This window comes from Bartonella vinsonii subsp. arupensis OK-94-513, assembly GCF_000278235.1.
GTDB lineage: Bacteria > Pseudomonadota > Alphaproteobacteria > Rhizobiales > Rhizobiaceae > Bartonella > Bartonella arupensis.
Genome location: NZ_JH725037.1, coordinates 311,123 through 333,072, shown reverse-complemented (window position 1 = coordinate 333,072; position 21,950 = coordinate 311,123). Strand labels below are relative to the sequence as shown.

Annotated in this window: 12 protein-coding genes and 1 tRNA gene; 8 read left to right on the top strand and 5 right to left on the bottom strand. The window is 39.4% G+C overall.

The annotated features are described in order from the left end of the window. Positions 1-79 precede the first annotated feature (79 nt). The 5 genes from ME1_RS01315 to ME1_RS01290 all read left to right on the top strand — a co-directional run bounded on the left by ME1_RS01315 (position 80) and on the right by ME1_RS01290 (position 4,375). On the top strand, positions 80-988 hold the full coding sequence (locus ME1_RS01315; protein ID WP_004862299.1) for a metal ABC transporter substrate-binding protein: 909 nt from the start codon (positions 80-82) through the stop codon (positions 986-988). Next, positions 985-1,812 carry a manganese/iron ABC transporter ATP-binding protein gene (locus ME1_RS01310; protein WP_004862298.1) on the top strand — a complete coding sequence of 276 codons (828 nt, stop codon included), beginning with the start codon at positions 985-987 and terminating at the stop codon, positions 1,810-1,812. Before ME1_RS01315 ends, ME1_RS01310 begins: the two co-directional genes overlap by 4 nt. Next, positions 1,809-2,663 carry a metal ABC transporter permease gene (locus tag ME1_RS01305; protein ID WP_004862296.1) on the top strand — a complete coding sequence of 285 codons (855 nt, stop codon included), beginning with the start codon at positions 1,809-1,811 and terminating at the stop codon, positions 2,661-2,663. Before ME1_RS01310 ends, ME1_RS01305 begins: the two co-directional genes overlap by 4 nt. 7 nt (positions 2,664-2,670) lie before the next feature. Next, the gene (locus ME1_RS01300; RefSeq protein WP_004862295.1) at positions 2,671-3,576 is read left to right on the top strand and encodes a metal ABC transporter permease; all 906 of its coding nucleotides are present in this window, start codon (positions 2,671-2,673) and stop codon (positions 3,574-3,576) included. Positions 3,577-3,988: 412 nt separating this feature from the next. Beyond that, positions 3,989-4,375 (top strand): YbaN family protein, encoded by a 387-nt coding sequence (locus ME1_RS01290; RefSeq protein ID WP_004862294.1) that lies wholly within the window; start codon positions 3,989-3,991, stop codon positions 4,373-4,375. 338 nt (positions 4,376-4,713) lie between these two features. Here ME1_RS01290 and pncB read toward each other — a convergent pair whose 3' ends face one another. The 5 genes from pncB to aroA all read right to left on the bottom strand — a co-directional run bounded on the left by pncB (position 4,714) and on the right by aroA (position 18,785). Beyond that, the gene (gene pncB / locus ME1_RS01285; protein WP_004862292.1) at positions 4,714-6,018 is read right to left on the bottom strand and encodes a nicotinate phosphoribosyltransferase; all 1,305 of its coding nucleotides are present in this window, start codon (positions 6,016-6,018) and stop codon (positions 4,714-4,716) included. A 113-nt stretch (positions 6,019-6,131) separates the two neighbouring features. After that, complete coding sequence (locus ME1_RS01280; protein ID WP_004862290.1) at positions 6,132-14,744, bottom strand: glycoside hydrolase family 94 protein; 8,613 nt, start codon at positions 14,742-14,744, stop codon at positions 6,132-6,134. 235 nt (positions 14,745-14,979) lie between these two features. After that, positions 14,980-16,680, bottom strand: coding sequence for a 30S ribosomal protein S1 (gene rpsA, locus ME1_RS01275; RefSeq protein WP_004862286.1), 1,701 nt, complete (start codon positions 16,678-16,680; stop codon positions 14,980-14,982). Between the two features lie 132 nt (positions 16,681-16,812). Beyond that, entirely contained in the window at positions 16,813-17,460 is a 648-nt protein-coding gene (gene cmk / locus ME1_RS01270; RefSeq protein ID WP_004862284.1) for a (d)CMP kinase, read from the bottom strand. Further along, complete coding sequence (gene aroA / locus ME1_RS01265; RefSeq protein ID WP_004862282.1) at positions 17,457-18,785, bottom strand: 3-phosphoshikimate 1-carboxyvinyltransferase; 1,329 nt, start codon at positions 18,783-18,785, stop codon at positions 17,457-17,459. Before aroA ends, cmk begins: the two co-directional genes overlap by 4 nt. Positions 18,786-18,971: 186 nt before the next feature. Here aroA and ME1_RS01260 point away from each other — a divergent pair, with 186 nt between their 5' ends. From ME1_RS01260 to ilvD, 3 genes are all read left to right on the top strand, one after another. Further along, complete coding sequence (locus ME1_RS01260; RefSeq protein WP_004862281.1) at positions 18,972-19,352, top strand: TIGR02300 family protein; 381 nt, start codon at positions 18,972-18,974, stop codon at positions 19,350-19,352. Between the two features lie 116 nt (positions 19,353-19,468). Beyond that, positions 19,469-19,544, top strand: a tRNA-Ala gene (locus ME1_RS01255). 309 nt (positions 19,545-19,853) lie between these two features. After that, positions 19,854-21,692, top strand: a complete 1,839-nt coding sequence (gene ilvD / locus ME1_RS01250; protein ID WP_004862279.1) for a dihydroxy-acid dehydratase — start codon at positions 19,854-19,856, stop codon at positions 21,690-21,692. Positions 21,693-21,950 lie beyond the last annotated feature (258 nt).

Sequence of the window (21,950 nt, the reverse complement as noted above, 5' to 3'; positions counted from 1 at the left end):
GTAAAAAATAACTGTTATTGATAAATGATAATGCAAATCATTAGCAATAAATAAAGACTATGCACGAAAGAGAAGACCAATGAATGTAAGGACATTTTGTACAGTGATTTTGGGGAGTATTGTTTTTTTTACACCAAATTTAGCTTTGTGTGGTAGTAAATTTAAAGCTGTTACGACATTCACCATTATTGCTGATATGGCACGAAATGTTGCAGGTGATGCTGCTGATGTTGAATCAATCACAAAACCAGGTGCTGAAATTCATGAATATCAGCCTACACCTCGCGATCTTATGCGTGCGCAAGGAGCCAATCTTATATTGTGGAATGGCTTGGAGTTGGAGCTTTGGTTTGAAAAGTTTTTTCAAAATATTAAAGATGTTCCAAGTGTTGTTGTTTCGGAAGGTGTTGTGCCGATTAAAATTGGTGAAGGGCCTTTCAGTGGCAAGCCTAATCCTCATGCATGGATGTCGCCAACCTCAGCTTTGATTTACGTTGATAATATTCGTGATGCTTTCGTGAAATACGATCCTGAGCATGCTGCTCTTTATAAAGAAAATGCCGAAATTTATAAGCAGAAGATTCGTGCAACAATTGATCCAATTCGAACTGAATTGGAAGCAGTCCCGCAGGACAAGCGTTGGCTTGTAACGAGCGAAGGTGCATTTAGCTATTTAGCCCGTGATTTTGATCTGAAAGAACTTTATTTATGGCCAATTAATGCTGATCAGCAAGGAACACCACAGCAAGTTAAGCATGTTATTGATATGGTTCGCAAATACAATATCCATGCAGTTTTTTCTGAAAGCACGATTTCTCCTGCTCCTGCTAAACAGGTTGCGAGAGAGACAGGGGCAAAATACGGTGGTGTCCTTTATGTGGATTCTTTGAGTGAGAAAAATGGTGAGGTCCCAACCTATATTGATTTATTACGTGTCACAAGTGGACGGATTAGCAATGCCTTATTAGATGGAGTAAAAGGCCAATGACAGGATGTGGAATATTTGCTCAAGGGGTAACAGTAACTTATCGTAATGGACACACAGCTTTGCGCGAAGTAAATTTTGAAAGCCCAACAGGCTCCATTACGGCATTGGTTGGCGTTAATGGATCAGGTAAGTCAACATTATTTAAAGCGATTATGGGTTTTGTGCGGCCATCAAAAGGAAAAATTCGCATGTTTGGTTTGCCTGTTGATATGGCTTTGAAGAAAAATCTTATTGCTTATGTTCCCCAAAGTGAGGATGTTGATTGGAATTTTCCTGTTCTCGTTGAAGATGTTGTTTTGATGGGACGATATGGTCACATGAATTTCTTTCGTTATGCACGGGCGCGAGATTATGAAGCTGTCCGTGTTGCATTAGAGCGCGTCGATATGTTGGCATTTGCTAAGCGTCAAATTGGCGAACTTTCTGGTGGTCAGAAAAAGCGTGTTTTTCTAGCACGTGCTCTTGCACAGCAGGCAAAAGCTATTTTATTAGATGAGCCATTTACAGGTGTTGATGTCACAACAGAAGATAAAATTATTGCTTTATTACAAGACCTACGTAAAGAAGGGGCTGTGATATTAGTTTCTACCCACAATTTGGGCTCTGTTCGTGAATTTTGTGATCACACGATTTTAATAAAGGGAACAGTTTTGGCTTCAGGGCTCACTGAAACCGTCTTTACAAAAGAAAATCTTGAGAAAACTTTTGGTGGTGCTTTACACCATCATATTTTTGATCTTCAAAGCACAAAAAAAAATGATGTCTTTGCAGGAAGTAAACCTCTTTTTCCTGAGAATACGCAAAATATGGAGCATGTTGCATGATTTCTTGGTTGCTTGAACCACTGAGCTACCAATATATGGTTAATGCGATGTGGGTTTCGGGGTTAGTTGGGTGTGTTTGCGCCTTTCTGTCTGCTTTTTTGATGTTAAAAGGTTGGTCGTTAATTGGTGATGCGCTTTCCCACTCGATTGTTCCTGGTGTAGCAGGAGCTTATCTTTTAGGGTTACCTTTTTCGCTTGGAGCTTTTTTTTCTGGTGGGCTTGCGGCTGCAGCTATGCTCTTTTTTAATCACCGCACAAAGCTGAAAGAAGATACCATTATTGGTCTCATTTTTTCTTCCTTTTTTGCTTTTGGGTTATTTCTCAAATCATTAAAACCAATGGCGGTTAATATTGATACAATTGTCTTGGGAAATATTTTAGCAGTCAGTTCATCAGATATTATACAATTGGCTTTTATTGGTTTTTTTTCTTTGTTTATATTGCTTTTTAAATGGAAAGATCTCCTCGTTTCTTTATTTGATGAAACACATGCACGTGCCATTGGATTAAACGTAAAGTTTTTAAAGATTCTCTTTTTCACACTCCTTGCTGCTTGTACCGTTGCTGCTATGCAAACAGTTGGAGCTTTCTTGGTTATTTGTCTTGTTGTAACGCCAGGGGCAACAGCTTATCTCTTAAGTGATCGGTTTGTGAACATTTTGATTATTGCAGTGCTAATTGGGACAATCACAAGCATATTGGGTGTTTATGTGAGTTATTTTTTGAATGCACAAACAGGTGGCGTTGTTGTTCTGTTTCAAGCATTTCTGTTTATGATGGCTTTTATTTTTGCTCCTAAACATGGGTATGTTGCTGCGCGCTTACGTATAAAAGCGGCAAAAAAGGTGTGATGTTATCATGATTGATCAATTACTACTTCCTTTTCAGTTTTCTTTTATGCTTAAGGGCATGATTATTGTCATGATTCTTTCTGTTCCAATGGCGATGCTTTCTTGTTTTCTTATTTTAAAAGGGTGGGCCCTTTTAGGAGATGCAATTTCTCATGCTGTTTTTCCAGGTGTTGTGATTGGTTATATGACAACGCCGTGGGTGATGGCATTTTTATCTTCTTTGCCGTTTGCTTGGTTTCAGCATGTACGTCCAGAGAATGTTACAATGACTTTGATTACGTGCGGTGCTTTTGTTGCGGGGATGGTTTGCTCTATCCTGACAGGTTTTTTAGGGAGCAATAGCCGTATTAAACAGGATACGGTGATGGGTGTTGTTTTTTCATCGATGTTTGGTTTGGGGCTTGTCTTAGCAACGGCTATTTATAGTAGCTTAGATTTGAATCATATTCTATTTGGGAATCTCTTGGGTGTTAACTGGCTTGATATTACACAGACAGCGATAATTTCTACTATTGTCACCTTTATTCTAGGAGCAAAATGGCGCGATTTTATGCTATATATCTTTGATTCAGTCCAAGGTCGTGCAATGGGATTGCGGATATCGGTACTCCATTATACTCTTTTAACGATGATTTCTCTCACCATTGTTGCCGCTTTGAAAGCTGTTGGTATTGTTCTTGTTATTTCTTTATTGATAGCACCAGGAGCAATTGCTTATCTTATCACAAAGCGATTTTCTTTGATGTTGGTGATTGCTATACTTGTCGCAGCATTTTCTGGTTTTTTAGGAATTTATCTAAGCTTATTTATCGGCTCTGATTCTGCTTCTACAATTGTGTTAATTTTAACACTTATTTTTATCGCTATTTTTATGTCACTTTTCTTTCGTCGAAGTACGATTCAGGAAATTTAAGGGAGATAAAATGTGTGCATAGCAGTCATGCATTTTTATATGTTGTCTCTCATGCCTGTTTTAACTAGAAGCCGAGGTGCTAGGTCATTTTCCTCCTAATGTCTAGCAGATGAGTGCAGTATATATTCTCCCCCCCAAAGTGCTGCATTTGTAATTAAAAGGCTGCATTGATTTATTCTGCAGCCTTTTTATTTTTAGCTTTTCTGAAAATTTCTTTTGATTTCTTGAAAAATTTGAAAGGAACAATCATATTGCGTAGGCTATTTTGTGCTTTAAAAGAGGATATCACAGAAAATATGTTTATGAATAAAGGTGTATGGCGAATAAAGGCTATAGCCGTTGTGCACTAAAGCACATGAAAAACAAGAAAAGATATACAAGAGTCTTTCATAGAGGAAAATAGTGCTAAAAGATGAAAAAAGATTTTAAGATATCGCACCCTTTGCGTATTTTTACTTCTATAGTGGGATGGGTTATGATTGTACTAGGTGTTATTGGTATAGTGTTACCAATTATGCCAACAGTGCCTTTTTTATTAGTTGCTTCATGGTGTTTTGCTCGTTCATCCCCACGTTTTCATTGTTGGTTGAATAATCACCGTGTTTTTGGTCCGCCTATTAAGCAATGGGAAGAAAAGGGAGCTATTTCCAAATTTGTTAAAGTTATTGCGGTGGTAAGTATGGCGGGTGGTTTTTTATCTTTTTTAGTAATAGCACGCCCTGTTTTGTGGCTTGCTTTGTTCGTGGCTGCTATTTTAATGTTTATCGCTGTTTATATTGTGACACGTCCATCTTCATAATGAGTAAAAAGGCTTTAGGAGCTTATTTTGGACGAGTTTCTAAGAGCCCTTGATGAAGATTTTTTCCTCAAAATTTAAAAGTAACGTCTCCATATCAAGAAGAGATAAGATAATAAGCTTTTTTAGAATGTTTTATGAAAATAATTTTATGAGTGGAGAAAATAGTATATGGACACATTAATCCAAATGTTTATAAAGCCACTTTAATAAGCAAGGGTGGATGACATTCATAGGAAGATATACTTTTTTATTAATTTCAAGGAAACAACATCCTCTTAATCCGTCGGTAACTGATTTTGCAGCCGCTTGTCTTTCATTTTATATAAATGAGTTTGTGATTAAGTCTTTACGGGCCTAGCAATACGGTTTTCATTACCAAAAAAATTGAGATAACGTTGTATTTCTTGCGGATTACCGATAGTTTTTTCAGGATTATCTGAAAGTTTTACGGCTGGGTGGCCATTTGCATGCGTAACTTTACAAACAAGGGAAAGAGCATCAAAGTTGGCAATTTCTTGGGGTGCACAGCCTACAAAATCATTAGTAAGGTCTGTTCCCCATCCGAAACTCATACGAACTTTCCCATGGAAATGATGGTAGGTTTTTTCAATTGTATTGACATCAAGTGCATCAGAGAAAATTAATAATTTTTCGTGTGGATCTTTTCCTTTTTCTTTCCACCATTGGATAATGCGTTCGCCTCCCTCAATGGGGGGAGCACTGTCAGGTCTGAAACCTGTCCAATCAGCTACCCAATCTGGTGCATTGCGTAAAAACGCTTCTGTACCAAAGGTATCAGGCAAAACAATGAGAAGATTTCCACCATAATAACGGTTCCAATCTTGCAGAACTTTATAAGGTGCTTGACGCAACTCGTTATCATTATTGGCAAGAGCAGCAATAACCATGGGCAATTCATGTGCATTGGTACCAAGAGCTTCTAAATCTGTATCCATGGCCAGAAGGATATTAGAAGTTCCAGTAAAAGAATTGCCAATGCCTTCTTTTAATGCTTCAACACACCAGCGTTGCCATAAAAAAGAATGACGGCGTCTTGTTCCAAAGTCGGATATTTTAATATCAGGCAATTTTTTGAGACGTTCAACTTTACTCCACATTTTTGCTTTAGCACGTGCGTAAAGCACATCCAAAGCAAAACGATCCAAATTTTTCATAGCAGCACGTGATCGTAATTCACTGATAATAGCAAGAGCAGGGATTTCCCACATGGAGCTATGGGACCACGGACCGTGAAAATGGAGGGTATATTGACCATCTTTACGAGTTAGTTCATATTCTGGGAGTTGAAAATTCTCTAGCCAATGAAGAAAATCTGGTGCGAAAATTTGTTTGCGTCCATAAAATGTATTACCAGCAAGCCAGATCATTTCTTTTTTCGTAAAACGTAAACTAAGAGCATGATCAAGTTGGGCGCGCAATTCGCCCTCATCAATATCATCGGCAAGTCGAATTGTCTTGGTACGGTTTATGAGGGAGAACGTAACATTTACATTAGGATAAAGCCCCCAAATCATCTGTACCATAAGAAGTTTATAAAAATCCGTATCCAGAAGTGAACGAATAATGGGATCGAGTTTCCAAGTATGGTTATAAACACGTCTCGCAATATCTGGGTGATTCATAACCCTTTTTCTTTCAGTTTTGTGAATGCAAAATTACTGTGCACCAACATAATCAATATAAGGACGCCAAGAAATATAACAACTCTAATATTTTGGGCAAGAATAAAAAACTTTTATTTTCTGTTGTTAAGCTTTAACAATTTAATGGTACGTATAATTTCGTGTTTTCCAGTTTTTTGTAATTGTATTCCTGCATGAAGCTTGGCATAATTTTTACCATCAACACTAAGTTTATTTTCAGAGCCCCATTTTACTTTAATGCTATAAACAGCATCATGAAATTTCATTTTTGTTTCATATTCAGGCCAGAATGAGGGAAAATTTGGATGTAAAAACAATTGATTATCTTGACGTTTAATACCAAGTATGGCTTGTATCGCGGCATGATAAAACCAGCCTGCTGAGCCTGTATACCACGTCCAACCACCTTGTCCTTTATGTGGTTCAACGGCGTAAATATCTGCGGCCATGACATAAGGTTCAACACGATAAATTTCAGGATTTTTCCCGTGGTTAATAGGGTTTATCATAGAAAATAAACCATAAGCTTTATCGCCTTCCCCCATTTGTGCAAGTGCTAAGATGCTCCAAATGGCACCATGCGTGTATTGACCACCATTTTCTCGAATTCCTGGTGGATAACCTTTTATATAACCAGGTTCGAGAGTACTTTTATCAAAAGGTGGCCAGAAAAGGCGTATAAGACCACCTTTTTCATCACATAGATGCTCAAGCATTGATGCCATTGCTTGTTTTTGGCGCTTAAGTGACGCCATTTGAGAAATGACAGCCCAAGATTGAGCAATCGTATCAATTTTGCATTCATCATTTATTTTGGAACCAAGAGGGGTTCCATCATCAAAATAACCACGTCGATACCAAGCACCATCCCAGCCATTTTTTTCTAGGGACTTCTTTAAACGTTCAAGATATGCACTCCATGTTTGCATATGGCTGTTGTCACCACGGTTTTTGGCAATGGTGATGAATGCTTGTAATGTAGTGCCAAGAAACCAACCTAACCATATGCTTTCCCCTTTTCCTCTAATGCCTACTAAATTCATGCCATCATTCCAATCACCGCCTAGAATAAGTGGAAGCCCATGTTTCCCGCAGCGTTTGATGGCAAGATCTAAAGCTAAAGCACAATGTTCATAAAGTGTTGCGGTTTTTGAGGATTGTAAGGGTTGAAAATAAGCATCGTGTTGTCCAATCTTCAAAGAAGCGCCTTCAATGAAAGCGATGGGGGTATCAAGAAATTCGTAGTCACCAGTCGTATTGACATAAAGAGCTGTTCCATAGGCAAGCCAAACGATATCATCAGAAATGTATGTACGAACACCAGCATTGGTGTCAGGCAACCACCAATGCTGCACATCGCCTTCGGGAAATTGATGTGCTGCGGCGTTTAATAATTGTGTACGTGCGAGTTGTGGTTTTAGCAATAATAAAGATAAACTGTCTTGCAATTGATCACGGAAGCCAAATGCACCACTCGCTTGATAAAAAGCCGCCCGCGCTAACATACGGCATACATAGGTCTGGTAAGGAAGCCAATGATTGACCATAATATCAAAAGAAGGATCAGGTGTTTTTACTTGGAAAGGAGAAACAAAATCACTCCATTGTTGTTTTTGCTGTGTTAAGAGGGATGCAAAATCACTTGTACGCACTTGATCTAATAATTTTTCAGCTTCTTGCCTGTTTTCAGCACTGCCAAGATAAAAGATTATTTCTTTTGTTTGACCTGGTAATAGATCAATATCATAGGCGAATGCCGAGCAAGGGTCGCCTCCTGCTTCAATCATATTTGAAAGGGCAGCAGCTTTTCGGATAGCATGTGGATGCGTAACAGTTCCTGTTGAACCAATGAATTCACTACGATTGGTGGTGGTGCTGGTAGGCATTTGCGATGCTGATAAAAATGCCACTTGTTGATATTTTTCAATATGATAGGGATTTTGAATAAAATGTGCACCACGTTTGTGATCATAAGAAGGAAGTATAAAAGGTGCATATTTTGTGCGAACATTGCCCAAAACCCATTCAACATAATTATAAAGACGTAAACTGCGTGATTTTTTTCCTTCATTTTTAAGGATGAGGCGTGAAAAACGAACTGGTTTTTCTTGATCGAGTGTATGAGTAAGTTCTAAAGCAATTTCTGAATGTGTGGATTTAAATGTGGAGAATCCAAAACCATGGCAAGCCTCATAAACAACATTTTCATCACATTCAACGGCAGAAATGGGTGAGAAACGTTTTAAAGACAGGCGATCGACAAGATAAAGCGCTTCTCCTGGGCGGTTAGAAACAGGATCATTTGCCCAAGGAGTTAATTGATAATCGCGGCTATTACTAGCCCAAGTAAAGAGTGCACCTTCAGCAGAGACATGGAAGCCAAAGCTGTGGTTAGCAATGACGTTAATCCACGGATGTGGTGTAGTTGTCTGTCCATGAAGACGGATGACATAATGATGAGAGTGGTTAAAACCACCATAACCATTCCAATATTTTAGATCTTTACCATTCGTGAGAAGAGATGAGACTTTTCGTTTGCCGATAAGACCAATCGAAGTAGAGAGATTGGGTTCGGTTGGTGTTGCAACTTGTTTTCTTTTGTCAAATTTGCTGTGGTTGAATTTATTATGAAAGCTTTGATTGCTATTGCGTGTTGCCAGATTAGAATCAATATTCTCCATATGTTTGAGTTGTTCAGATAAAGATCCATTTTGCGCATGCAGAATAATACGGGCTGACGCAAGAAGTGTCTTGAAACTTTGTTCATTCATTTGATCGCGTCGAAGGGTAAAAATATGTTGGCGTTTATTGGTTTCAATGGAGTGGTGTCGATAAGATTCGCATACCCATTCAATAGCGTGTTGTGTATCTTGTATATAAGAAAATGCTTGTTCATTCAGAATAACAAGATCAACGATAAGTCCCCGTATATGCCAATATTCATGCGCTTTAAGGAGTTCACGCAGTACGGTTATATCCATTTCATTATCTAATCTTAAAAGGCAGATAGGAAAGTCTCCTGAAATGGACATTGGCCAGAGATCAGATTGTTTGCCAAGAGTCTTTACTAATATTTCAGGAGGCAGACGCCATGTCCGCTCTGGATAAATAAGCGGAGTTGCATATTTTTGATAAGTCATTGCCTCTCTAGGATGAATATTGTTTTGATATAGTGAGACTTGCGAGCGTGTCCACGCCATCGAAAATTCTCGTTGAAACATATTGGGTTGTCGATAATGTTTAATATGATTGTGCAGTGTTTCCTTTGAATGAGCAGCAAAAGTCCAAAAAATGAGTTCTGCTTTCTCATGAGCAGGAATTTTTACACGGCAGCGAAGTGAGATGATTGGATCAAGCACGCAGCCTTGGCTGTTACTAAAACGAGCATTTTGGTCAAATGCGGCAGGTCGATGAATAGATCGCCCCCGACCAATAAAGAGAGAACGGTTCGTTTCAGCTTCTGTTTCTTGGATACTCTCTGTTATATCGGTAACAAAATGGGTAATATGAATCTCAGAGTCACTAGGCGAGCGTTTACGCCTTTTGGCAAAAATTGTCCTTCCTTCTTCAGTAATCTCTGTTTCTATAAACATATGTGAAAAAACAGGATGAGCGCAGTCTGTGTCCATTGTGGCGAGTGCCAATTCACCATAAGAAGTCACTTCAATAAAGCGATTTTTGTTGGTGGTATTGATAAGTTTGAGGCGTCGACCTTCGCCATCATTTTCGGATGTAACGATACATTCAAGTGTTGATTTTATACCATCAACCATTTTCATGTAGTCAGCTTTTTCATCTGTAAAAATGCTAACAGCTTCCTCTTCAACAACACGTGTTGGCTCACTGGTAACAGACCACCAGCGTCCATTCTGTGTGTCACGGAGAAAGAATAAAATACCCTGTTGATCTTCTGTCGCATCAGGAATAAAGCGCGTAATCGCATAATCATGCCAACGGCTGTAACCAGTGCCATTAGCTGTTAACATGGTAGAATAAGAGCCATTGGATAAAAGCAAAGTTGCACGAGGTTTGAGAAGTGGATTCGTGATAATACGCTCAGGTGCATGATCAAATCCTCGAGAACCATTGTGCATGGGGTTGGCAATTTTTGTATGAATGATGGGAATTTGATGTGGAGCTCTTTCCTGTAATAATAAGTGTGTTGCTTCAATAACTGGATCACGATGAAAACGATTACGCATACGCCCTTCAAAAATGACATTATTGACAGCAAGAATGGACATGCCATGATGGTGTGCATAATAATTACGTACAACAGCATATTTTTCTCCTATCGGCACACGTGAGGGAGTAAAATCAACAGAGTCGTAATAGCCGTATTGTCCTAAAGCTCCAAGATCACGGAGTCGTTTTAAATTTTTTACGGCATGAGAGGGCATATATTGTGCTGCTAAAAGGCTTGCGTAAGGAGCAATAACGGCATTGCGTGATAAGCCACGTTTGAGTCCAAGGATTGGGTCACCAAAGCTGGCATATTGGTAGTTCATTAAGTGATCGCGAGCATTAAATGCGGATTCTGAAATACCCCATGGTAATCGTTGTTCATGACCATATTGTATTTGCTGACGAATAATTAATCTATTCGTTTGATCCAGTATTGATCCTAGGGGTTCGTGCATAATGAGCGATGGCATCAGATATTCGAACATGGATCCAGACCATGACAATAAAGCACCTTTCCAACCAATTGGGATGAGTAATCGACCGAGATGAAACCAATGTTTAAATTTGATATCGCCTTTTGCAATGGCGAAAAGACTTGAGAGACGAGCTTCTGAAGCCAAAAGGTCATAACAGCTTTCATCAAGCTTGTTTTCCTGAACACGATAGCCAATAGACAAAAGTTGCCGTTCGGGTTGTTCTAAAAAGTCAAATTCCATATTAAAGGCTATTTGTCGTGCATTTGCAGATAAAGTACTTAATTTTTGGCGTATTTTTTCGATATTATAATCACCGATAGCATCACAATGATGGATCTTACAGGTTTCTACGAGGCATTGAGCCCAAGAACGTGCGTGGGCAGATTCTTCCGTTGGAATTTTTTGATCGATTTCACTTATTAAGTGTGCAATCTCACGGGCTTGAAGTAAAAGGTTGGTAATATGGAAAGTGGTCGTCTCTGATTTTTCTACGAAAGCACTAAGAGAGTGATGAAAATGGGCGATACGCTCTTCGATTTTTTGACGTAGAGGACGTAAAATGGGGTGATTATCTGGAATTTCTTTGACAGTTTCTTCAAGAATATCATTGACATCAAATAAGCCTGCTCGGTCACTTTGCAAAAAAACAGGAGATGCTTTAGCCCATTCACTTAAGGCTGAAGAAAGTGTCACCAAATGGCCGGCAAGGTTTCCTGAATCAACGGTTGACACATAGGCTGGCAAAAGAGGAGTGAGTGTATCAGTTGCATACCAATTATAAAGGTGTCCACGGAATTTTTCCATTTTTGCAAGAGAGTTTAATGTACATTCAACGCGTGTAAGAGTTTCTTCAAAACTAATCCAACCAAAATCACGTGCAGCAATAGTGGAAAGAAGATAAATTCCAATATTGGTGGGGGAGGTTCGTTGGGCAATGAGAGGTTTGGGGGCTTCTTGGAAATTATCGGGCGGTAAATGGTTGTTTTCTGCGTTAACAAAAGTTGCATAATAAAGCCATGTCCGTCGTGCAATATTTCGGAGTGCTTTTTTATCCTCAGAAGATATATCAAGGGTATCTTGAAATGTTGAAGGTTGACTGACAATCCACGCAATCAAAGGTGAGAAAAACCATGCAAATCCAAAGGGCAAAGCAATAAAACTAGCAAAATTATCAGAAAAGAGAGGCAGTGCTATCGCAAGAATACCAATCATTGTTGCTGGCCACATGGTAAGAATATAGAAGCGCAAACTATTGGGAATTGACTTTGTTGCGTCGGAGGTTTTCCATTCCAGCAGGTGTTGTTTTGAAATTGTCATGCGATAGAGTGAGCGGATAATCGCATCAGTCATAAAATAAGCTGAATGAGCAAGAAATGTAATTTTAAGAAATATATTTGCACCCGTAAGGGTGATTTTGTTCAAAATTAGTTGAAGATATCCCTGTAGAGAATGATCATGCAGAAAATGGCCAATATTGGAGGGAATAAGAGTTTGTAATATGTCTAAAATAGGGGAGACGAAGAGGCTAAGGAGCAAGAATATTTGCCAGATGATTGCACTTTTTAATGGTAAGAGAGACCATCCTGTAATTGCTGCGATCAACCACATCAGTGGTGTGAGAGAACGACGCAAATTATCTTGCATTTTCCAACGTGTCGTGGAACTTATTTTATGTGGTGGGAAGAGATAAGGTAAGAGTTGCCAGTCACCACGAATCCAACGGTGATGACGCATAACATCAATATTGTAGGCTGTTGGATAATCTTCAATCACTTCTACGGTACTTATCAATGCAGTGCGGGCATATCCTCCTTCCAAGAGGTCGTGACTAAGAACGGTATTTTCCTTAATTTTACCATCAAGTGCTTGTTGAAATGCATCAATATTATAAAGACCTTTACCAATGAAAGTTCCTTCTCCCAAAAGATCTTGATAAGTGTCAGAAACAGCAAAGACATAAGGATCAATTCCACGATTGGTAGAAAAAATACGTTGCAAAATTGATGTTGCTTTTCCTGTTGTAAGAGAAGGTGTAATACGAGGTTGTAAAATGCTATAGCCTTTTATAACTTTTTTATTATGTACATCAAAAGTAGGGTGGTTGAGTGGATGATTAAGCTTTCCAACGAGTTTTGTAACACTTTCGGGGGTAAGACGTGTATCTGAATCCAAAGTCATCACAAAACGGCAATCCATGGGAAGATGTGGATTTGGAGGATAAAAGCTTGTGTTTTTATGTCCTCTTAGTAACAGATTGAGTTCATGAAGTTTACCTCGCTTTCTTTCCCATCCCATCCAGCATTTTTCGCTGGTATTATAAAGACGTCGACGGTGTAAAAGGAAAAAGAGAGGGATGTCATCACGATGATAACGGCGATTAAGTTCATCAATACTTTTTTGCGCATAATGCAGCAAATCAAGATCAGCTTGTGTTTCTTCTGATGATGCATCACTCCAGTCTGTTACAAGGGCAAAATGAATGGCACCTTTGGGATTGGAAAGATAGTGTACTTCAAGATTACGCACTTGTTCATCAATGTAATTATGTGAAGTGATGAGAGTCGGTACAACGACCATTGTGCGTGCATGTTTGGGAATTCCTGTTTTGTATTCATAACCAATAAGCTGTTTTGATGGGACAAACCATGAAACAACAGTATTAAAAAGAGCAAAAGCTGCGTCCATAGCAGGAAAAAGCGCTAATGTAGCAAAAAGAATGGACATCCATGGAGCTGTACTAGATGTCTGTAACAGAAAATAAATTGCAAGTAAAAAAGTGAACGTTAAAACAGAGACAGGAATTGCAATAGCTCTTATCTTTGAACCAAAAAAAGCACGTGTCCATTTTATGAAAAGAGGTGGAATGTATCCACAAACTTTTTCAAAAGTGTAACGCCCATCATCAACGAGATACCAGCCAACAGAGGAATGATTACGATCAGAAGACTCTTTGGAGGAAGAGTGTGCCATTTCTACAGCTTTACGTGCAACTTCCAGTTCACTAAGAGGCGAAAGACGTGCAATTTTTTCGATGACTTGTCGATAAATATTACGGGAATGAGGATCAATTTCGGAAAAATCACTATTTTCACGCAAAATAGAATCGACAGAACTGACAGTTTCAAACCATACCGTCCAATCGACATCATCAATAGCTTTAAGGGTACGGATAATATTGCCCATGGTTACACCATCCGCCGCTTGGCGAGTATGTTCATCTGCTGTCACAATTTCTAAATTACTGCCTCGGCTCTGTAATTGCTTTTCAAGCCAAGTTAATGCTGTTGTTGAATCGACAGATGTACCACGCAGACGGTAGAATAAATGCGTTGAAAAGGTTGGATCAACAGTGAACGGTTTATAGCGTGTAAAAAGAGTGTGTAATTTTGTTTCATTGTCCGCGAGAGAAATTTCATCGGCGACTTTATGAGCAAGATGGCGCATAGACCGTGTTTGTTCAATACGCAGTGAAAGACGACAAACATTTTCAATTAAAAGCATTTGGATGACAGAAGGAAGTGCCCATAATTCACCAATTTTAAGAGCACAGATTTCTTGAAATCCATTGATCATAGCTGTGAGTGTTTTTTTTGAAAATCCGCTATCTGTATGAGCAATATAAAGCCAAGCTAAAGCAAAGATACGTGGTATGCTTTCCTTTTGTTTATAAACGGGAAGTTGTTTTATGAAGGACTTGGATAAGTTACGACGGAGTTGTTGTATAGTTTTATCAATAGTATAATGATTATCAATGAGCCATTGAGCAGCTGGTGTAATGGTCTCATCATTCCAAGCAGCAATATCGCTGGTTTGAAAGGCACGGAGAATAAGTTTAGCATTTTCATTCAGCCTTCTATGAAAATTATTTTCTCCTTTATATTCAGGAAGTAAGATTTCTTTTTGAGAAGCTATATCATGGCCTAACTTATAAAGTTGATCCTGTGATTTATAAGTTGAGCGAAGAGGAAAATTGGTTTGAGTAAGAGAATGGATTTCAGTGTGTTGAGAACAAAAACACTTCATGAAAGAGTTTGTAAGTGCCATAATATGCTATTGCTATTCAATTACGTGGTTTCTTTATTTTTAAGAGGCTGTGAGCACTTTATCTTAATAATGAGCAGTTCATAGAAAAAAATAAACTTTTTATTTTTCTTGTAAGAGTCTTTGCAATTTTTGACGGGAGCATTGAAGCAACCAGCAGACAACTTCTGTAAAAAATAAAAAGGTCGCTAAAAAGATGAGCGACCTTATTTTTAATCATTACTTTAACAATTGAACATTAATCTTGTTCTTGTTTTTTCAAAGCTGCGCCGAGAATATCGCCAAGAGAAGCACCTGAGTCTGTAGAACCATACTGTGCAACAGCCTCTTTTTCTTCTGCAATTTCCAAAGCTTTGATAGATACTGAAAGTTTACGTGTTTTTTTATCAAATGCGGTGATGCGCGCATCAATCCGCTGACCAATTGAAAAACGTTCAGGGCGCTGCTCATCACGATCACGGGCTAAGTCAGCACGACGAATGGTTGTTTCAAGATTGTGGTCGATCAATTTTACACCAATATCATTTTCATTAACCGCAGTAACTTCACATGTTACGACAGCACCTTTGCGAAGTTCGCCAGAAGCAGCTGCTTCCCCAACTTTATCGTTGGAAAGTTGCTTAATTCCAAGAGAAATACGCTCTTTTTCAACGTCAACATCAAGGACCACAGCTTTAACGATATCACCTTTATTGTAAGTATCAATGACTTGCTCACCAGGGCGATTCCAATCAAGGTCAGAGAGATGAACCATGCCGTCAACATCACCTTCAAGCCCAATGAAGAGACCAAATTCTGTTTTGTTTTTGACCTCTCCTTCAATTTGTGAATTAACAGGAAACTTATTGGCAAAAGCAACCCATGGATTTTCAAATGTTTGTTTTAAGCCAAGAGAAATACGCCGTTTAGAAGGATCAATTTCCAGAACAACAACTTCTACTTCTTGTGATGTGGAGAGAAGTTTTCCTGGATGAACATTTTTCTTTGTCCAACTCATTTCGGAAACGTGGATCAATCCTTCGATTCCGGGCTCTATTTCAACAAAGCCACCGTAATCAGTGATATTGGTAACAGCACCAGTAATTTTTTTACCAACGGGATATCGAGCGCTGATGCTTTCCCAAGGATCACTTTCAAGCTGTTTCATACCAAGAGAGATACGGTGTGTATCTTGGTTGATACGAATGATTTGAACTTTAATAGTTTGACCAATTGTGAGAACCTCAGATGGGTGATTAACACGCCGCCAAGCCATATCTGTAACGTGTAAGAGTCCGTCAATTCCCCCAAGATCAACGAAGGCACCATAATCAGTGATGTTTTTAACAACACCTTCAACGATTTGGTTTTCTTCAAGATTCTGTACAATTTCTGAACGCTGTTCGGCACGGCTTTCCTCTAAGACAGTACGACGTGAAACAACAATATTACCACGACGACGATCCATTTTTAAAATCTCAAAGGATTGTGAATTGTGCATGAGAGGCGAAACATCACGAATGGGACGAATATCGACTTGGCTGCGAGGCAAGAAAGCAACAGCACCATCGAGATCGACTGTAAAACCACCTTTTACTTGGCTAAAGATAACTCCATCGACGCGTGCTCCAGCATTGAATTTTTCTTCTAAACGAATCCAGCTTTCTTCGCGCCGTGCTTTTTCACGCGATAGAACAGCTTCACCCATCGCATTTTCAATGCGCTCAATGTAAACTTCAACTTCATCGCCAACTTGTAAGGAACCATCTTTTCCTTTAGCTCCAAATTCTTTGAGTGGAATACGTCCTTCGACTTTTAGTCCAGCATCAATAATGGCCATATCTTTTTCGATTGCAATGACACGACCTTTAACAACGGATCCTTCATTAAGATCATTGGTTTGAAAAGATTCTGTTAAAAGGGCTTCGAAATCCGCTGTTGTGGGATTATATTGTGACATAAAAACTCCTGATACATACCTTAAATTATAAGGTATAAGCGCTAGGTTAGTGTTAACACTTGGTAACTTCATGCCTTTTTTCTTGGTACAGGAAGAAAAATTAGCGCTAGGCTGAAAATCACCTTGACGATTTTATCCAATTATACGCACTTTTATGATTGGATCAATAAAAGTGCATGCAACTGCAAATGTTGCTTCTATACTCAATTCTGATGTATCAAGCAAGTGGGCGTCTTTTGCGGGCTTTAGCGGGCTTTGTTTACGTGTTGTATCGCGACTATCACGTTGTTCTAGTTGAGCCAAGATTTCATAATAATCTGCTTGGGGTCCTTTTTTTAAGATCTCCTGATAGCGACGTTTTGCACGTGTTTGAACATTGGCTAGAATATAAAGCTTAACATCGGCATCAGGGCACACGACAGTGCCAATATCACGTCCATCAAGCACGCTGCCCGGCAAAATTTTAGCAAAGTCACGTTGTTTTGCGACAAGAATTTGGCGTACAGCAGGGTTGAGTGCTATTTTTGAAGCGGCTTCACCAAGTTCATGAGAAGAAAGGAGAGCCGGATTTAAAGTATGAAAATCAAGTTCTATGGCACAAGCAAGAGCACTTTGTTCATCATCAAGAGCTAAGTTTTTTTGTAAAAGTGCGTGTGCAACACCGCGATAAGTGAGTCCCGTGTCGAGATGCTGAAGATGATAATGAGCAGCAATTTTTCGTGCTAATGTCCCTTTCCCTGAGGCTGCTGGTCCATCAATTGCAATAACAAAAGGTTTCAAGAGATTTTTCCCCCTAGTTGTTGCATAAAAGGGATAAATTCTGGAAAGCTCGTAGCAATCATTCGTTTATCATCGATAGTAACAGGCTTTTCTGATACAAGCCCGAAAACAAGGAAACACATGGCAATTCGATGATCAAGATATGTGGTAACATTTCCCCCTCCTAATCCTTTTTCAGAGCCTTTTCCATGAACGATGAGAAAATCTTGACCTTCTTCACACTCTACATGATTCATTTTTAATCCTTGAGCAAGTGCAGAGAGTCGATCTGATTCTTTAACACGCAATTCTTCAATTCCGAGCATAACTGTTTTGCCTTCAGCAAAGGCTGCCGCTACGGCTAAGGCAGGGTATTCATCAATCATTGATGGAGCGCGTTCTTTTGGGATCGTTACACCTTTTAGCATTGAGGATTTGACCTGCAAATCGGCAACATCTTCTCCACCTGTTTGGCGTTGGTTTAAAAACTCAATTTGAGCCCCCATTTCCCATAATGTTTCAATAAGTCCCATTCGAGAAGGGTTGATAAGAACATTTTCAATGGTGATATCAGAATCTTCTACAAGAAGAGCAGCGATAAGCGGAAAAGCCGCAGAAGAGGGATCGCCTGGAATATTAACAGTTTGTCCGGTAAGGTGTGGTTGGCCATGGAGATGAATAAAACGCGTGCCTTGAGCATCTGTTTCTATCTCAAGTTCAGCACCAAATGCTTTTAACATTTTTTCGGTATGGTCACGTGTGGGAATGGGTTCAATAACAGTTGTGGTGCCAGCGGTATTAAGTCCAGCAAGGAGGATTGCGGATTTCACTTGGGCAGAAGCCATTGGAATACGGTAGCGAATCGGGTTAGCCGTTTTTGGTCCATAAAGCGTTAAAGGGAGATGATCGCCATGGGGGGCATCAATTTCAACACCCATTAAACGGAGGGGATCGAGAATACGTCCCATTGGGCGTTTGGAGAGAGAGGCATCACCAATAAAAGTTGTTTTCATATGATAAGGACCAACCATTCCCATAACCAAGCGAACACCTGTTCCAGCATTACCAAAATCTAAAGGGTCTTGTGCAGCTAAAAGGCAACCATTCCCAGTTCCCCGCATGATCCAGAGATCGTTTTTCTTTTGTAGACAAGCACCCATAGCTTGCATAGCAGCAGCTGTATTGAGAACGTCATCGCTTTCAAGTAATCCGTGGATATGTGTTTCACCAGTTGCTAATCCTCCCAATATAAGAGATCTGTGGGAGATCGATTTATCTCCTGGTATTTTAATTTTTCCAGAAAGACGGGTGGATTTATAGGCGGTTATGGGGATTGCTTTTTGCATAGAAGTTCTATCTAATTTTATCTGAATTTTATTGAATGAAGCACCTTTTAGCACATGCTTTGAAAAGCGTCATGAGAAAATCCATGTGGAATGATGTATTTTCTTTGACAAAGGCACTGTTTTTCGATTAAGCACCATGAAATTTATCTTTTAATGGAATTTAAGTTAATCAAAGAGGGACGGTTCATGGCAAAACAAGAACTTGGAACGAAGCGTATTGATCCAGAAACGGGAAAGAAGTTTTATGATCTTAATCGCGACCCTATCGTATCACCTTATACAGGGATTTCTTACCCACGCTCTTATTTTGAGGTTGCGGCTGCAGAAGCGAGTAGTGAAGAAGAAGTTGATGCAGAAGAGCTTGATACAGCACTTGAAAAGTCTGCCTTTATGCTTCTTGAAGAAGATGGTGACGATTCTAAAGATGATGATCTTCCTGATTTGGAAGATAGTGATGTGGATCTTGGTGATGATGATGACACGTTTTTATCTCACGATGAAGATGATGACGATGATGACGTTACTGGTATTATCGGAGGTGGTGTTTCTAACGATGACGATATTTAAGAGAAGGAAGAGGGTATTCTTTTCATTGAATGCAAATTCTTCTTGATCTTCGGTTTTTCTCGTTCTAGATCTTCCTCTAAGATTGTTTACCTTTTAGAGGATAATCCGTCTTATATGGGGCTATAGCTCAGCTGGGAGAGCGCTTGCATGGCATGCAAGAGGTCAGCGGTTCGATCCCGCTTAGCTCCACCAAAAAAGTATGAATTCTTCTAGTAAGGTATCGCCGTTTATAACGGGAATTTGTGCATTTTAAGAGATGCTATGCTGTAGTTGTTTATCACTTATGACATCATGCACAAAAAGTAACATCAGCAAAATCTATTAAAAAACTTTATGGAATTATGATAATAACTGTCGAATAGAGCTTATGCGTAAGCTTTAGATTTTGTGATTTAAATGCCTCAAGAGAGGTGTTTTTCTTTTTCTCATATGCCAGCTCTTGTTTTTAAAGTTAGCTTGCAGCACAACAGAGAAAATGGAATTATTTGAGGGGAAAAAATAATGCCTTCTTACCGTTCAAGAATATCGACTCATGGGCGTAATATGGCTGGGGCTCGTGGTCTTTGGCGTGCAACAGGGATGAAAGATATTGATTTTGGTAAGCCCATTATTGCTATTGCGAATTCTTTTACACAATTTGTACCAGGGCATGTCCATTTAAAAGATCTTGGGCAACTAGTGGCACAGGAAATAGCTGTTTCTGGTGGTGTTGCGAAAGAGTTTAATACAATCGCTGTAGATGATGGAATCGCTATGGGGCATGATGGGATGCTTTATTCTTTGCCATCACGTGAAATCATTGCTGATTCTGTTGAATACATGGTCAATGCGCATTGTGCTGATGCGCTTGTATGTATTTCTAATTGTGACAAAATTACACCTGGTATGTTGATGGCTTCTTTGCGGTTGAATATTCCAACAATTTTTGTCTCAGGCGGTCCTATGGAAGCAGGTAAGATTAAATGGAAAGGCGAAGATCGCACTGTTGACTTAGTTGATGCAATGATTGCTGCGGCTTCAGAATATAATTCAGAAGAAGAAGTTGGGGAAATGGAACGTGCTGCTTGCCCTACATGTGGTTCCTGTTCAGGAATGTTTACAGCAAATTCTATGAATTGTTTGACCGAAGCGTTAGGGCTTTCTCTTCCTGGAAATGGATCAGTGTTAGCAACACATGCAGACCGGCGGATGCTTTTTGAGAGAGCTGGACAACAAATTGTTGCGTTGGTCAAGCGTTACTATGAAGAAGGTGATGAGACAGTTTTACCGCGTTCTATTGCTTCACGCAGGGCTTTTGAAAATGCAATGACCGTGGATATTTCCATGGGAGGATCAACCAATACTGTTTTGCATCTTTTAGCTGCAGCGCAAGAAGGTGAAGTAGATTTTACCATGACGGATATTGATAATCTTTCGCGGCGTGTTCCTGTTTTGTGCAAGGTTGCACCTGCTGTTGCTAATGTGCATATGGAGGATGTTCACCGTGCTGGCGGTATTATAGGGCTTTTAGGGGAATTGGATGCAGCTGGACTTATTGATACATCTGCTTATACAGTTCATGCTAAAACGATGAAGGAAGCTCTTTGTCATTGGGATGTAAAACAAACACGTGAATCAACAGTTCATGAATTTTACCGTGCAGCTCCAGGTGGCGTTCCAACACAAACAGCTTTTAGTCAATCTTGTCGTTATGATAGCCTTGATCTTGATCGTAAAAAGGGTGTGATTCGGGATAGAGAACATGCTTATTCGCAAGATGGGGGATTAGCTGTTCTTTATGGAAATATTGCCAAAGATGGCTGTATTGTGAAAACAGCAGGTGTTGATCCATCGATTTTAACTTTTAAAGGTCCAGCAAGAATTTTTGAAAGCCAAGATTCCGCTGTTGCGGCAATCTTGAACGACAAAATTGAACCAGGCGATATTGTTTTAATCCGTTATGAAGGTCCGCGTGGTGGACCTGGAATGCAAGAAATGCTCTATCCAACAAGCTATCTCAAATCCAAAGGATTAGGAAAAGTTTGTGCACTTATAACGGATGGGCGTTTTTCAGGGGGATCTTCTGGGCTCTCGATAGGACATATTTCACCAGAGGCTGCTGAAGGAGGGGCAATAGCTTTGGTGGAAGAGGGGGATATCATAGAAATAGATATTCCTAATCGTACCATTCATCTGTTGGTTGATGATGTTGAGATGATACATCGTCGTGCAAAAATGGAGGCAAAAGGAAAAACAGCTTGGCAACCAATAGAAAAGCGTGAACGCAAAGTTTCTAAGGCTCTCAAAGCATATGCAGCAATGACAACTTCTGCTGCTAGAGGAGCGGTTCGTAGCATTTGATTGAAGTAAAGTAAAAATTCATTTTGTGAAAGACAGAATTTTTAGAGATTTTCTCGTCTCTTACATGATATTTCAAGTCATTGTAAATATGATTTTAAGATGATTGCGGATTTCATTTCGTTCGTATGAAAGCCAAAAAATATGACGTGCAGGCTTTGACTCTCTATGCATTATTCTGATCAAGAAAAATTGAGATAGAAAAGCAATGATAATAAAATAAATGGTCACTCTGCTTTAAAATGATCATGAAAAAGCACT